This is a genomic window from Delftia sp. 60, assembly GCF_002754395.1.
GTDB classification, from domain to species: domain Bacteria; phylum Pseudomonadota; class Gammaproteobacteria; order Burkholderiales; family Burkholderiaceae_C; genus Comamonas; species Comamonas acidovorans.
In genome coordinates, this window is record NZ_PEFD01000001.1 from 2,868,211 (window position 1) to 2,881,620 (window position 13,410).

Below are 13,410 nucleotides of genomic sequence, written 5' to 3' on the forward strand. Positions count from 1 at the left end.
TTCCGTCAAATAATGTGATGAAACATTTGTTCCTTGAAAGAACTGCCATGAGCCATGTGTTCCATCGTCACCTGCACCACACGCCCTCCGTTGCCGTCGCCGCCAGCGGCCTGGAGATACGCGACGCGCAGGGGCGCAGCTATATCGATGCCTCGGGCGGCGCGGCCGTGTCCTCGCTGGGCCACGGTCATCCCGACGTGATCGCCGCCATGCATGACCAGATCGACCGGCTGGCCTATGCCCACACCAGCTTCTTCACCACTGCGGTGGCCGAGGAACTGGGGCAGGAACTGGTGCGCGGCGCGCCCGAAGGCACCAGCCACGCCTACTTGGTCAGCGGCGGCTCCGAGGCCGTGGAGGCCGCGCTCAAGATGGCGCGCCAGTACTTCGTGGAGATCGGCCAGCCCGAGCGCACGCACTTCATCGCGCGCCGCCAGAGCTACCACGGCAACACGCTGGGTGCGCTGGCCGTGGGCGGCAATGCCTGGCGGCGCGCGCCGTTCGCGCCCATCCTGGTGCCGGCCACCCATGTCTCGCCCTGCAATGCCTACCGCGACCAGCGCGACGATGAAACCCCAGAGCAATACGGCCAGCGCCTGGCCGACGAACTGGATGCGGCCATCGGCGTCCACGGCCCGCGCAGCGTGATCGCCTTCGTGGCCGAGACCGTGGGCGGCGCCACGGCTGGCGTGCTCACGCCCGTGCCCGGCTACTTCAAGGCCGTGCGCGAGGTGTGCGACCGCCACGGCGTGCTGCTCATCCTGGACGAGGTGATGTGCGGCATGGGCCGCACGGGCACCCTGCATGCCTGCGAGCAGGAAGGCGTGGTGCCCGACCTGATCACCGTGGCCAAGGGCCTGGGCGGCGGCTACCAGCCCGTGGGCGCGGTGCTGGCGCAGGGGCGCATCGTGGATGCCATGTCGCGCGGCAGCGGCTTCTTCCAGCACGGCCATACCTACCTGGGCCACCCGGTGTCCTGCGCGGCGGCGCTGGCCGTGCAGCGCGTGATACGGCGCGACGGCCTGCTGGACAAGGTGCGTACCGATGGCGAAGCCTTCGGGCAGATGCTGGTGCAGGCCCTGGGCAGCCACCGCCGCGCGGGCGAGCACGTTGGCGACATTCGCGGGCGCGGCTTCTTCTGGGGCGTGGAGCTGGTGGCCGACCGCGCCAGCAAGGCGCCCTTCGATGCGGGCCTGAAGCTCAACGCCCGCATCAAGACCGAAGCCATGCAGCGCGGACTGCTGTGCTACCCCGGCGGCGGCACGGCCGATGGCCGTGCGGGCGACCACGTGCTGGTGGCGCCTCCCTTCATCGCCACGCGGGAACAGCTGCAGACCATTGCCACGCGCCTGGCCGAGTCCATCGAGGCCGCACTCGCCCAGGTTCTCTGATCCGTTCCTGCGCTCGCGCGCACTTCCTCGCTTTCCCACGCTTTCCCCAACCCCGCCACAGGAGTGTCCCCATGACCCCATCCCGCCCGACCCTGAAGCGCACGGCCCTGGCCGTGACCAGCGCCCTGATCGCCGCGCTGCTGCCGCTGGCCGCCAGCCATGCCCAGGACAGCGGCACGCTCGCCAAGATCCAGCAGGCCGGGGCCATCACGCTGGGCTACCGCGAGTCCTCGTTCGGCTTTTCCTACCTGGATGGCGATCTCAAGCCCGTGGGCTACAGCATGGACATCTGCCGGCGCATCGTGGACGAGGTCAAGGCCCAGCTCAAGCTGCCCGCACTGCAGGTGCGCTATCAGGCCGTGACCTCGGCCAACCGCATCCCGCTGGTGGCCAACGGCACGGTGGACCTGGAGTGCGGCTCCACCACCAACCTGGTGGAGCGGCAAAAGCAGGTGGCCTTCTCGCCGGATATCTTCCGCTACAACGTGCGCATGCTGGTGCGCGCGGACTCGGGGCTGCGCTCCGTCGCCGACCTGCAGGGCAAGACCGTGGCGACGACGGCGGGCACCACGTCCTTTCGCCTGCTGCGCGAGGCGGACCGGGGCCGCAACCTCGACATCACCAACCTTTCGGGCAAGGACCATTCGGACTCCTTCATGCTGGTGGAGAGCGGCCGTGCCCAGGCCTTCGTGCTGGACGACATCCTGCTCGCCGGCCAGATCGCCAATGCCAAGAACCCGCAGGGCTACCTGATCACCGGCGAAAGCCTGCGCACCGAGAACCAGGCGCTGATGCTGCGCAAGGACGATGCCGGCTTCAAGTCCATCGTGGATCGCGTGGTGACGGGCATGATGCAGTCCGGCGAGATGGAAAAGCTCTACAACCGCTGGTTCATGTCGCCCATCCCGCCCAGGAACATCAACATCAACTACCCACTCAACGCAGAGACGCGCGAGGCCTTCGCCCATCCCTCGTCCAAGGGCATCTGAACTTATTGCACGCATCCATGACCCGCATCGCCCTCATCCACGCCCTCAGCCACTCCGTCGCTCCCATCAACGAAGCCTTTGCGCGCGACTGGCCCGAGGCGGTTCGCATGAACCTGCTGGACGACAGCCTCTCGGCCGACCTTGCGCGCAACGGGCGCGGGCTGGACGCCGCCATGCACGAGCGTTTCCAGCGCCTTGCGCAGTACGCCGTGGACACGGACGCGCAGGGGATCTTGTTCACCTGCTCGGCCTTTGGCCCGTGCATCGAGGCCGTGGCCGCGCGCCATGCGCCGCTGCCCGTGCTCAAGCCCAACGAGGCCATGATCGAAGAGGCCGTGCAGGGCCAGCAGGGTGCCTTGGGTTTGATCTCCAGCTTCGCGCCCACGCTGCAGTCCATGCCGCCGGAGTTTCCGGCCGGCATCGAACTCGTGCCCGCCCTGGCCGATGGCGCCATGGACGCGCTCAACCGCGGTGACACCGCCACGCATGACCGCCTGGTGGTCGAGCAGGCCAGGGCCCTGGCTGCGCGTGGCTGCACGCGCATTGCGCTGGCCCAGTTCAGCATGGCGCGTGCCCGCGCCGCCTGCGAGGCCGCCACGGGCCTGCCCGTGCTCACCACGGTGGACAGCGCCGTGCGTGCCCTGCAGCGCCGGCTGGGCGCCCGCCTCGGTTAAAGTGGCGCTCCGCTGCGGCGCATGCCCGCCGCAGCGCGTGCAACTTTTGAGGATGACAGACCCATGCAGATCGAACAGGCCCCGACGGAAAAGCCCTATGAAAAGCCCGAAGGCGAACGCCGTGGCCTGGTGCTGGTGAACACCGGCGACGGCAAGGGCAAGAGCACGGCGGCCTTCGGCCTGGCCCTGCGCGCGCATGGCCGGGGCAAGTCCGTCAAGATCTTCCAGTTCATGAAGGTGCCCACGGCGCGCTTTGGCGAGCACCGCATGTTCGAGCAGCTGGGCATGCCCATCGAGGGACTGGGCGACGGCTTCAGCTGGAAGAGCCAGGACCATGAGCGGTCGGCCCAGATCGCGCGCGAGGGCTGGGAGCGTGCGCGCACCGCCATCCTCTCGGGTGATCACTTCCTGGTCGTGCTCGACGAAATCACCTATCCGCTGATCTATGGCTGGCTGCCGCTGGAGCCTGTGCTGCAGGCCCTGGCCGACCGCCCGCGCCATGTGCACGTCATGCTCACGGGCCGCCGCTGCCCCGAGGAAATCATTGCCGTGGCCGATACCGTCACGCGCATGGAACTGGTCAAGCACGCCTTCCAGGCCGGCATTCCCGCCCAGCGTGGTATTGAGGACTGATGACGCCCGCAGGCCCGGCCTGCGGCGGACAATGGCGGCATGAGCAGCGAAACGCAATCCCGGGCGCCAGAGACCATTCCCGCCCAACCCTTTGCCGAGGCCGAGCGGGCAGCCGTCTACCGCGCCATCCATGAGCGGCGCGACATGCGCCACTTCTGCGGCGGCGAAGTCGCGCCCGAGGTGCTGCTGCGCCTGCTGCGCGCCGCCCACCATGCGCCCAGCGTCGGCTTCATGCAGCCCTGGCGCTTCATCCGCGTGCGCGATGCGCAATTGCGCCAGGAGATCCACGCCGTGATCGAGCAGGAACGCCTGCAGACCGCGCGTGCGCTGGGCGAGCGCGAGGAAGACTTCATGCAGCTCAAGGTCCAGGGCGTGCTGGATGCGGCCGAGGTGCTGGTCGTGGCCATGCCGCCAGGGCGCGAGGCCCATGTCTTCGGCCGGCGCACTCTGCCCGAGATGGACGTGGCTTCGGCCGCCTGTGCCATCCAGAACCTGTGGCTGGCCGCGCGTGCCGAGGGGCTGGGGCTGGGCTGGGTCTCGCTGTTCGATCCCGAGGTGCTGGCCGCGCTGCTGCAAATGCCCGTGGGCAGCCGGCCGCTGGCCGTGCTGTGCCTGGGCCCCGTGTCGGCCTACTATGCCGAGCCCATGCTGCAGCAGCAAAAGTGGGCCAGCCGCGCACCGCTGCAGGACATGCTCTACGACGACTTCTGGGGCCAGCGCGCCGCCGCCCCACCACCGCAGGCATGAGCGACAGCCCTTCCTGGCAACTGCTGGGCGCCGCGCTCAGCCCGCTGTGGTGGTGCTGGCAGGCGCTGTCGCAGCCGCAGGCCCAGGTCCAAGCCGAACCCTGGGCGCGCCACGCCCTGGCCGCCGCGCTGGCCGTTCCCGTGGCCCTGCTGATCGACCGGCTCTGGGGCGAGCCGCCCGTGTGGATGCACCCCGTGGTCGCCATGGGCCGGCTGCTGGCTGCGGTTGGGCGAAGAATTGCCCCCTGCGAAGAACATGTGCGCGACTGGCCACGCTTTGCGCTGGGCGCCGTCGCCTGGTGCCTGCTGGCGCTACTGTTCTTCGCCGTCTACGCGTTCATCCAGTGGCTGCTGCCGCCCATGCCCTGGTGGCTGGCCGCCCTGGTGCTGGGCGTGCTGCTCAAGCCGCTTTTGTCCTGGCGCATGCTGCGCGACGAGGTGCTGGCCGTGGAAGCCGCACTGCAGCAATCCCTGCCCGCAGGCCGTGAGCGGCTGACCTGGCTGGTCAGTCGCGACACGGCGCAGCTGGATGCAGGCCAGGTGCGCGAAAGCGCCATCGAAACCCTGGCCGAGAACCTCAGCGACTCCGTGCTGGCGCCGCTGTTCTGGTTTGCCGTGGCCGGCCTACCGGGCGCGGCCCTCTACCGCTTTGCCAACACGGCCGATGCCATGTGGGGCTACCCGGGCTGGCGCGGGCAGGGCGATGACCGGCGCCACTGGCAATGGGCCGGCAAATGGACGGCGCGTGCGGATGACCTGCTCAACTGGATACCGGCGCGCCTGACCGCCTTGCTGCTGGCCTTGTCCGGCCTGGCCGCTGGCCGGCGGCCGGGCTGGGGTGCACTGCGCCAGGACGCGCGCATCACCCCGTCGCCCAACGGCGGTTGGCCCATGGGCGCCATGGCAAGGCTGCTGGGCGTGCGCCTGGGCAAGCCCGGCGTCTACGTGCTCAACCCCGCAGGCCGCGTGCCGCAGGCGGCCGAGCTGCAGCAGGCCGTGGCGCATGCGGGCCGCGTGGTCGCCATGCTGGTGGCTGCAGGGCTGGCCGCCGCCCTGGTCCTTGGATGGGCGATGGCAGGAAAGACACCATGAAACCGATCCCAGTCACCCACGGCGGCACGGACGCGCTGGGCGTGCCCGCGCACGATTTCTCCACCAACCGCAATGCCTGCGGACCCTGCCCGCAGGCGCTGGACATGCTGGCCCAGGCCCACGCGGCCCAGTACCCGGACCCGCACTACACGGCGTTGCGTGCGCGCCTGGCGGACTTTCATGGCGTTACGGCCGGGCGCATCGTCATCGCGGCCAGCGCCAGCGACTTCATCCACCGCATCACCATGCATGCAGCGCGCGAAGGCGCGGCCGTCGCCAGCCTGCCGGCCCACCATTACGGCGACTACGCCCACGCGGCGCAGGTGTGGCGCCTGCACCAGGCCGCGCGCGACGGCATCACCGAGGCCGGCCCCGGCCTGCACTGGGCCTGCGCGCCATCGAGCCCGCTGGGCCAGCCCGAAGACGTCTGGCCCCTGTGGAGCGAGTCCGCACCGCCCGGCACCTGGCGCGTGATCGACTGCGCCTATGCGCCCCTCAGACTGGAGCCGGGCATGGAACCCGCCGTGCCCTCCCAGGTGCGCGATGCCTGGCAGATGTGGACCCCCAACAAGGCCCTGGGCATGACCGGCGTGCGCGCGGCCTACGCCATTGCGCCCGAAGCCGTGCCGCACGACGAGATCGAGGCCTTGCGTACCCTGTCACCATCCTGGCCCGTGGGCGCCCATGGCGAGGCCATGCTCACGACCTGGACCGCACCGGCCACCCGGCAATGGCTGGCGCAAAGCCTGCAACTGCTGCGCGATTGGAAGGCACAGCAGCTCGATCTGGTGCAGCGCCTGGGCTGGCAGGTACTGCCCGGCTCGCAGGCCAACTACTTTGTGGCGCGCTGGCCGCAAGCCCAGCAGGGCGACGCCATGCAGACGCGTCTGGCCCAGCTGCGCGCGCAGGGCATCAAGCTGCGCGACTGCGACAGCTTCGGCCTGCCCGGCTGCGTGCGCATGGGCGTGCTGGCGCCCGCATCCCAGAACGCCTTGCTGGCCGCCTGCCAGCCAATGGAGAAACACCATGCAATCGAATGAACCCGCCGCCGTGAATCTGCCCCTGCCCACCACCGGCCAGCGCCCCGCGCTGTGCGTGATGGTGCTGGGCACCAGCAGCGGCGCCGGCAAGAGCTGGGTGGCCACCGCGCTGTGCGCCTGGTACCGTGCCCAGGGCTACAAGGTGGCGCCCTTCAAGGCGCAGAACATGAGCAACAACGCGCGGGTGGTCTCCGCGCCGGGCGGTGCCTGGGGCGAGATCGGCACGGCACAGTACCTGCAGGCCCTGGCCGCAGGCTGCGCGCCCGATGTGCGCATGAACCCGCTGCTGCTCAAGCCCGAGGCCGACATGCGCAGCCAGGTCGTGCTGCTGGGCCGGGTCAGCGAGGAACTCTCGGCCTTGCCCTGGCGCGGCCGCAGCGCCCGCGTCTGGCCGCAGATCGCCGAGGCGCTGGACAGCCTGCGTGCCGACAACGATGTGGTCGTCATCGAAGGCGCAGGCTCTCCGGTCGAGATCAACCTGCATGCCAGCGACGTCGTCAACATGCGGGTGGCGCGCCACTGCGGCGCGCATTGCCTGCTGGTGTCCGACATAGACCGGGGCGGCGCCTTTGCCCACCTCTACGGCACCTGGGCCCTGCTGCCGCCGGAAGAACAGGCGCTGATCCGCGGCTTCGTGCTCAACAAGTTCCGGGGAGATGCCAGCCTGCTGGCGCCCGCCCCGCAGATGCTGCAGGAGCGCACCGGCGTGCCCACCGTGGCCACCATCCCCATGCAGTTCCAGCATGGCCTGCCGGAGGAGGATGGCGTCTTTGACGACCGTGGCTCTGGAGGAGGGGCGGGGCGCGCCGTGCACACCACCATCGCCATCATTGCCTACCCGCGCATCAGCAACCTCGACGAATTCCAGCCCCTGCTGCAGGTGCCGGGCCTGCGCGTGGTCTGGGCGCGCACGCCGGCCCAGCTGGCAGGCGCGGACTGGATCATCCTGCCCGGCTCCAAGGCCACGGCTGCCGATCTGGCCTGGATGCGGACCCAGGGCCTGGATGCCGCCGTTGCTGCACATGCTGCGGCAGGCCGGCAGGTGCTGGGCATCTGCGGCGGCCTGCAGATGCTGGGCGAGGCGCTGATCGACCTGCATGGCGTGGACGGCGACGCCGCCGGCCTGGGGCTTCTGCCGCTGACGACTCTGTTCGCGCCCGACAAGACCGTGCTGCCCGCCAGCGTGCAACTGCCGCCGCTGCCGGGTGCGCTGGCGCCGCTGTCTGGCGTGCAGGCGCAGGTCTATGAAATCCACCACGGCCAGACCAGCGTGCGCCCCGACATGGTGGCCGCTGGCAGTGCCGTGGCCGAGCCCGTGCCCGGCCTGCTGTGGCACAGCCCCGATGGCCGCATCGCGGGCTGCTACTGGCACGGCCTGTTCGAGAACGCCGAGGTGCTGCGCGCCCTGTGGGGCGCCGAGGTGCCCACGCTGGACAGCGTCTTCGCACGCATGGCCGACGGTGTGCAGCGCTGGTTTGCGCACCAGGCTTGACCCAGGTCAGGGGCCGCTTGCAGGGGGCACGGCAAGCTGTAGGCCATGGCCTGCATGCGCAGCCGTGCTGTACCGATAAATGGGGAGCTGGAAAACACGCATGCTTGGGCCTTGACTTTTTTCACGAGGAATGGAGTGAAGCTATGAAAAACCCATGGATTCGTCCCCTGCAGCTGTGTATTGGCGCCGCCGTGCTTGGCATGGCCGGACTGGCCACTGCCCAGCCCGCCCCTGGCCCCGATGGCATGCCGCCCCCGCCGCCCGCTGCGGAAAAGGCCAAGCCCCACCACCACCACAAGAAGCATGCCGAGCCCAAGGGGCCCGCCAAGCGCGGCTATGACCGCCGCGACCCGGCACAGCACGAGGCTGCAGCCGTCCAGGAGCAATCGCGCCGAGGCGGCGTCCAGTCGGGCGACCACTTCCAGCGCAATGCCGTGGCCCGCTGCGATGTCTTCAAGAACGAAGGCGACCGCCGCTCCTGCGTGGAGCGCGTCAAGGACGGCCAGGTCAGCGGCTCCGTCGAAGGCGGCGGCGTGCTGCGCGAGTACACGGAGCAGGTTCCTGTAAGGCAATAACAGCGCTGGCTGTTGTTCACCTGAGAAAACCCGCCGGGCCACGAAGCCGGCGGGTTTTTTTGTGGGCGAATGCAGGCTCCCGCGTCAGCAGCCTGTGGTGTGGTCCCTGCTGCAGGCAGCCGGTATCGAACCTCGACCGCAGAGACCTGGCCCGCCACCACGCCTCTGTCCACCGGATTGACCTGGGTCATACAAACCCATTTCACCCGCCCCGGACCGGCGCGCACCGGCAAGGCATTTCTATGATGGCGCCGTACTTCCCATATGGAAAAAGGATTCATCCCATGCAAGCCTTCCGGATCGTGGTCATTGGTGCGGGGCAGACCGGCACTCCCTTGCTGCAGCAATTGCTGGACGCGCCCTTCGTGCAGTTGCTTGGGGTGGCCGACCTGGATTTGAACCAGCCCGGCATCGCGCTGGCACGCGCGCGCGGCGTGCCGGTCACCACCCGGTTCATGGAACTGGTGGACGCGGCGGTGGACATCATCATCGACGTGACCGGCTCCCTGCAGGTGCGCGAATCGCTGCGCAGCAAGATGGTGGAGACCGGCAACACGCACACGCTGATCATGCATGAGGCGATTGCACTGCTGATGATGTCGCTGTCGGCCGGCCGGCTGGTGGTCGGCAAGCATAGCGATCTGGAATATTCCTGAACGCAGGCGGCGGATACGCAGGACAGCTATCCGCCCCATCCTCCCGTGCCCGGCGGATGACGCGCTGCCGCAGCAGACGCTACAGCTACAGCCACTCCTTCATCCACCCCAGCCCCTCGCTGGTAGCGTGCGCCGCCGCGCCGCGCGCGGGGCGGTATTCGCAGCCTATCCAGCCGTCGTAGCCCAGCTGGTCCAGCAGGCGGAACAGGTAGGGGTAGTTGACCTCGCCCACGTCGGGTTCGTGGCGTTCGGGCACGCCTGCGATCTGCACATGTCCCACGCGGCCCGTGGGCAGGTACTGGCGGATCTTCATGGCGAGGTCGCCTTCGACGATCTGGCAGTGGTAGAGGTCCATCTGGACCTGGACGTTGGGCTCGGCAATGTCGGCCAGCAGCGCATGGGCCTGGTCCTGGCGGCTAAGGAAGAAGCCGGGCATGTCGCGGCCGTTGATGGGCTCCAGCAGGATGGCGATGCCGTGGGGCGCGGCCAGCCGTGCGGCATGGCGCACGTTGGCGATGTAGGTTGCGCGCAGGATGTCATCGCTGGCGCCTGCGGGCTTGAGCCCGGCCATGACGTGGATGCGCGGGCAGCCCAGGGCCTGGGCGTAGGCCACGGCGCGTTCCATGCCCTGGGCGAATTCCGCCTCGCGCCCGGGGATGCAGGCCAGGCCGCGCTCGCCCGCGTTCCAGTCGCCGGGCGGGGCGTTGAACAGCACCTGCTGCAGGCCGTGGTCCTGCAGGCGGCGGGCCAGTTGCTCGGGCGCGAAGTCGTAGGGAAACAGGTATTCGACGGCCTGGAAGCCGTCGCGCGCGGCGGCCTCGAAGCGGTCAAGAAAGTCCAGGTCGTTGTAGAGCATGGACAGGTTGGCGGCGAAACGGGGCATGAAGGCTTTCCTGAAAACGGAGGCTGAGTGTGGCATCAGGCGCTTGCCAGCGCGCCGAAGGCCTTGGTGAAGAAGTCCGTGGTGCCGAAGTTGCCGGACTTGAGCGTGAGGTGCAGGCCCTGCGGCGCCAGGGGCGAGGCGGCATGGCACCAGGGCACGCCAGGGTCGATCTGCGGCCCTATGCGCATCTGCTCGATGCCCAGCGCCTGCACGCAGGCGCCCGAGGTTTCTCCGCCGGCCACGACGAGCTGGCGCACGCCCATCTCGACCAGTCCCCGGGCGATGGCGGCGATGGTCTGTTCGACCAGTGCGCCGGCCTGCTCCACGCCCAGGCGGCCCTGCACGGCCTTGACGGCCGCGGATTCGGCGGTGGAGTAGATCAGCACCGGGCCGCTGGCGATGTGCTGGCGGGCCCAGGCCAGGGCCTTGCCGGCTTCGTCCTCGCCGGCGGCGATGCGCAGGGGCTCCAGCGCCAGGGCAGGGCGCCCCGAAGCGATGAAGTGCGCCACCTGTGCATTGGTGGCCACCGAGCAACTGCCCGAGACGACCGCCTGCAGGCCGGTGGCGGTTGGCAGGGCAGCGGCCTGGGCCGTGGGCTGGATGCCGAAGTTCGCGGGCAGGCCGATGGCCACGCCCGAGCCCGCCGTGACAAGCGGCATGCCGGCCAGCGCCGGGCCCAGGCGCAGCAGGTCGTCGTTGGAGACGGCATCGACCACGGCCATGCCCACGCCCTCAGCCTGGAGTGCGGCGATGCGCGCGCGGATGGCGACCTCGCCCTGCGCGACGGCCACATGGTCGATCAGCCCCACCTTGCGCCGTGTCTGCGCCTGCAGAACGCGCACCAGGTTGGCATCGGTCATGGGCGTGAGCGGATGGTTGCGCATGCCGCTGTCGCTGAGCAGCACATCGCCCACGAACAGGTGGCCCTTGAAGACGGTGCGCTGGTTGTCGGGGAAGGCCGGCGTGGCGATGGTGAAGCCACAGCCCAGCGCGTCCATCAGTGCATCGGTCACGGGGCCGATGTTGCCCTGCGGCGTGCTGTCGAAGGTGGAGCAGTACTTGAAGTAGATCTGCGGCGCGCGGCCATTGGCGCCCTGAGCCTGCAGCCATTCGAGGGCCTGCAGCGATTGCGCAATGGCATCGGCCGGCGCGATGGTGCGCGATTTGAGCGCGACCACGACGGCGTCCACGCCCTCGTCCACCGGGCCGGCAGGCACGCCAATGCTTTGCACCACGCGCATGCCTGCGCGCACCAGGTTGTTCGCCAGATCGGTGGCGCCCGTGAAGTCGTCGGCTATGCAGCCCAGAAGAAGGGTCATGGGGATTCCGATGGAGCCTGGGGCAGGGTGATGCCCGGGAATATCTTGATGACGGCGCTGTCGTCCTCGCGGCCATGGCCGGCGGTGGATGCCTGCATGAACATCTGGTGGGCCGTGGAGGCCAGGGGCAGCGGGAATTTGCTGTGGCGCGCGGTGTCCAGCACCAGCCCCAGGTCCTTGACGAAGATGTCCACGGCCGACAGCGGGGTGTAGTCGCCGGCCAGCACATGGGCCATGCGGTTCTCGAACATCCAGCTGTTGCCGGCGCTGTGGGTGATGACCTCGTAGAGCGCGGCGGCATCGACGCCTTCGCGCAGGCCCAGGGCCATGGCCTCGGCCGCTGCGGCAATGTGCACGCCGGCCAGCAGCTGGTTGATGATCTTCACCTTGCTGCCCGCGCCCGCGCTGTGGCCCAGGCGGTAGACCTTGGCGGCCATGGCATCGAGCACGCCTTCGCAGGCGGCATAGGCCTCGGGGTGGCCTGCCGTCATCATGGTCATCTGCCCGGACGCTGCCTTGGCCGCGCCGCCGGAGATGGGCGCGTCGATGTAGTGCACGCCCTGCGCCTGCAGCCTGGCCTCCAGCGCCACGGACCAGTTGGGGTCCACGGTGGAGCACATGACGAAGACGGAGCCGGGCTGCAGCGCAGGGGCGATGCCGCCTTCGCCGAACAGCACGGCCTCGGTCTGCTGGGCGTTGACCACCACGCTGACGACGATGCGGCAAGCGGCGGCCATGTCGGCCAGCGTGGCGCAGGCCGTGCCACCTTCGGCGGCGAAGGCGGCTGCGGCCTCGGGGCGGATGTCGTGGACATGCACGTGGTGGCCGGCGCGGCGCAGGCTTTGCGCCATGCCGGCGCCCATGGCGCCCAGGCCGATCACGCCGACGCAGCGTGCTGCGGGCTGTGGTGTGGAGGTGTCGTTGCTCATGGCTTGGCCGGTGTCAGGTCATCGGCGATGTAGGCGCGCACGATGGCCGCAAAGTCCTCGTCGCCGCGCAGGCCCAGCTGGTTGGCGCGCGCGGTATCCCAGCGGCCGGGCCAGCTGCCGACGATGCGCTCGACCTTGTCGTCGGGCTGCCAGCTCACGCGGTTGGCCACCTCGTCGCCAGCCACTTCGCGCAGCGCGCGCACCATGTCGCCTGCGCTGACGGACACGCCGGGCAGGTTGATGGGGCGGCGGTCGGCGACGGCGCTGGCATCGAGTTCGCAGCCTGCGACCAGGGCCTCGACGGCGCGGCGCGGGGACAGCAGCCACAGGCGCGTGGTGGCACCCACGGGGCAGTTGGCCGCTTCGCCGTTGACGGGCTCGCGGATGATGCCGCTGGCAAACGACGAGGCGGCCGCATTGGGCCGGCCCGGGCGCACGCTGATCGTGGGCAGGCGCAGCACGCGGCCGTCGACAAAGCCGCGCCGCGTGTAGTCGGCCAGCAGCAACTCGGCAATGGCTTTTTGCGTGCCGTAGGAGGACTGCGGGTTCAGGGCTGTGCCGTCCAGCACGGTGTCGGGCAGGTCGCCCCCGTAGACGGCCACCGAGCTGGTGAAGACCACGCGCGGCATGTGGCCCACGGCGCGGCAGGTCTCCAGCAGGGCGCGCGAGGCATCGAGGTTGATGCGCATGCCCAGGTCGAAGTCGGCCTCGGCCTGGCCGCTGACCACGGCGGCTAGATGGAAGATCACGGCCGTGTCCTGGTCTATGGCGCCGCGCAGCACCTGCGGGTCGGCAATGTCGCCCACCAGGGAGCGCACGCGCGTGTCGTCAATGGCGTGGGTGGCCACCACGTCGAGCAGGTCGATCTGGTGGATGGGCCAGCGGGTGCCGGCCAGCGTCAGCGAGCCTTGTTCGAGCAGCTTGCGGGCCAGGCGCTGGCCCAGGAATCCGGCGCCGCCGGTGATCAGTACTTTCATGTGTCTTGGGGCTT

Annotated in this window: 14 protein-coding genes; 10 read left to right on the top strand and 4 right to left on the bottom strand. The window is 69.6% G+C overall.

Annotated features, from left to right (window positions below):
• Positions 1 to 47: 47 nt before the first annotated feature.
• The 10 genes from CLV01_RS13020 (at position 48) to CLV01_RS13065 (ending at position 9,288) form a co-directional block, all read left to right on the top strand.
• Positions 48 to 1,391 (top strand): aspartate aminotransferase family protein, encoded by a 1,344-nt coding sequence (locus CLV01_RS13020; protein WP_099734134.1) that lies wholly within the window; start codon positions 48 to 50, stop codon positions 1,389 to 1,391.
• A gap of 71 nt (positions 1,392 to 1,462) precedes the next feature.
• Positions 1,463 to 2,380, top strand: a complete 918-nt coding sequence (locus CLV01_RS13025; RefSeq protein ID WP_099734133.1) for an amino acid ABC transporter substrate-binding protein — start codon at positions 1,463 to 1,465, stop codon at positions 2,378 to 2,380.
• Positions 2,381 to 2,397: 17 nt separating this feature from the next.
• The gene (locus CLV01_RS13030) at positions 2,398 to 3,054 is read left to right on the top strand and encodes an aspartate/glutamate racemase family protein (protein WP_099734132.1); all 657 of its coding nucleotides are present in this window, start codon (positions 2,398 to 2,400) and stop codon (positions 3,052 to 3,054) included.
• Positions 3,055 to 3,117: 63 nt separating this feature from the next.
• Positions 3,118 to 3,687: a cob(I)yrinic acid a,c-diamide adenosyltransferase gene (gene cobO / locus CLV01_RS13035; RefSeq protein WP_013803210.1), complete on the top strand. Its 570-nt coding sequence runs from the start codon at positions 3,118 to 3,120 to the stop codon at positions 3,685 to 3,687.
• Between the two features lie 39 nt (positions 3,688 to 3,726).
• Positions 3,727 to 4,434, top strand: coding sequence for a 5,6-dimethylbenzimidazole synthase (bluB, locus tag CLV01_RS13040; RefSeq protein WP_071954963.1), 708 nt, complete (start codon positions 3,727 to 3,729; stop codon positions 4,432 to 4,434).
• Positions 4,431 to 5,525: an adenosylcobinamide-phosphate synthase CbiB gene (gene cbiB, locus CLV01_RS13045; protein ID WP_099734131.1), complete on the top strand. Its 1,095-nt coding sequence runs from the start codon at positions 4,431 to 4,433 to the stop codon at positions 5,523 to 5,525. Before bluB ends, cbiB begins: the two co-directional genes overlap by 4 nt.
• Positions 5,522 to 6,565 (top strand): aminotransferase class I/II-fold pyridoxal phosphate-dependent enzyme, encoded by a 1,044-nt coding sequence (locus CLV01_RS13050; protein ID WP_099734130.1) that lies wholly within the window; start codon positions 5,522 to 5,524, stop codon positions 6,563 to 6,565. The genes cbiB and CLV01_RS13050 overlap by 4 nt, the downstream gene beginning before the upstream one ends.
• On the top strand, positions 6,552 to 8,057 hold the full coding sequence (locus CLV01_RS13055; protein WP_099734129.1) for a cobyric acid synthase: 1,506 nt from the start codon (positions 6,552 to 6,554) through the stop codon (positions 8,055 to 8,057). Before CLV01_RS13050 ends, CLV01_RS13055 begins: the two co-directional genes overlap by 14 nt.
• 143 nt (positions 8,058 to 8,200) lie before the next feature.
• A complete protein-coding gene (locus CLV01_RS13060; RefSeq protein ID WP_013803206.1) occupies positions 8,201 to 8,632 on the top strand; it encodes a hypothetical protein in 432 nt (143 codons plus the stop codon).
• A gap of 284 nt (positions 8,633 to 8,916) precedes the next feature.
• Positions 8,917 to 9,288, top strand: a complete 372-nt coding sequence (locus CLV01_RS13065) for an oxidoreductase (RefSeq protein ID WP_012204656.1) — start codon at positions 8,917 to 8,919, stop codon at positions 9,286 to 9,288.
• Between the two features lie 85 nt (positions 9,289 to 9,373).
• Here the strand turns inward: CLV01_RS13065 and otnI are convergent, their stop codons facing one another.
• From otnI to denD, 4 genes are read right to left on the bottom strand one after another with little or no spacing between them, the layout of a single operon-like run.
• A complete protein-coding gene (gene otnI, locus CLV01_RS13070; protein WP_097202820.1) occupies positions 9,374 to 10,171 on the bottom strand; it encodes a 2-oxo-tetronate isomerase in 798 nt (265 codons plus the stop codon).
• Positions 10,172 to 10,206: 35 nt separating this feature from the next.
• The gene (gene otnK / locus CLV01_RS13075) at positions 10,207 to 11,490 is read right to left on the bottom strand and encodes a 3-oxo-tetronate kinase (RefSeq protein WP_099734128.1); all 1,284 of its coding nucleotides are present in this window, start codon (positions 11,488 to 11,490) and stop codon (positions 10,207 to 10,209) included.
• The gene (gene ltnD, locus CLV01_RS13080; protein ID WP_099734127.1) at positions 11,487 to 12,419 is read right to left on the bottom strand and encodes an L-threonate dehydrogenase; all 933 of its coding nucleotides are present in this window, start codon (positions 12,417 to 12,419) and stop codon (positions 11,487 to 11,489) included. Before ltnD ends, otnK begins: the two co-directional genes overlap by 4 nt.
• Positions 12,416 to 13,396, bottom strand: coding sequence for a D-erythronate dehydrogenase (gene denD / locus CLV01_RS13085; RefSeq protein WP_099734126.1), 981 nt, complete (start codon positions 13,394 to 13,396; stop codon positions 12,416 to 12,418). Before denD ends, ltnD begins: the two co-directional genes overlap by 4 nt.
• Between the last annotated feature and the right edge of the window lie 14 nt (positions 13,397 to 13,410).

Bases quoted from the DNA above. Each gene is read 5' to 3' on its own strand.
- CLV01_RS13020 (WP_099734134.1), top strand. From the start codon at position 48: ATGAGCCATGTGTTCCATCGTCACCTGCACCACACGCCCTCCGTTGCC.
- CLV01_RS13025 (WP_099734133.1), top strand. From the start codon at position 1,463: ATGACCCCATCCCGCCCGACCCTGAAGCGCACGGCCCTGGCCGTGACC.
- CLV01_RS13030 (WP_099734132.1), top strand. From the start codon at position 2,398: ATGACCCGCATCGCCCTCATCCACGCCCTCAGCCACTCCGTCGCTCCC.
- cobO (WP_013803210.1), top strand. From the start codon at position 3,118: ATGCAGATCGAACAGGCCCCGACGGAAAAGCCCTATGAAAAGCCCGAA.
- bluB (WP_071954963.1), top strand. From the start codon at position 3,727: ATGAGCAGCGAAACGCAATCCCGGGCGCCAGAGACCATTCCCGCCCAA.
- cbiB (WP_099734131.1), top strand. From the start codon at position 4,431: ATGAGCGACAGCCCTTCCTGGCAACTGCTGGGCGCCGCGCTCAGCCCG.
- CLV01_RS13050 (WP_099734130.1), top strand. From the start codon at position 5,522: ATGAAACCGATCCCAGTCACCCACGGCGGCACGGACGCGCTGGGCGTG.
- CLV01_RS13055 (WP_099734129.1), top strand. From the start codon at position 6,552: ATGCAATCGAATGAACCCGCCGCCGTGAATCTGCCCCTGCCCACCACC.
- CLV01_RS13060 (WP_013803206.1), top strand. From the start codon at position 8,201: ATGAAAAACCCATGGATTCGTCCCCTGCAGCTGTGTATTGGCGCCGCC.
- CLV01_RS13065 (WP_012204656.1), top strand. From the start codon at position 8,917: ATGCAAGCCTTCCGGATCGTGGTCATTGGTGCGGGGCAGACCGGCACT.
- otnI (WP_097202820.1), bottom strand. From the start codon at position 10,171: ATGCCCCGTTTCGCCGCCAACCTGTCCATGCTCTACAACGACCTGGAC.
- otnK (WP_099734128.1), bottom strand. From the start codon at position 11,490: ATGACCCTTCTTCTGGGCTGCATAGCCGACGACTTCACGGGCGCCACC.
- ltnD (WP_099734127.1), bottom strand. From the start codon at position 12,419: ATGAGCAACGACACCTCCACACCACAGCCCGCAGCACGCTGCGTCGGC.
- denD (WP_099734126.1), bottom strand. From the start codon at position 13,396: ATGAAAGTACTGATCACCGGCGGCGCCGGATTCCTGGGCCAGCGCCTG.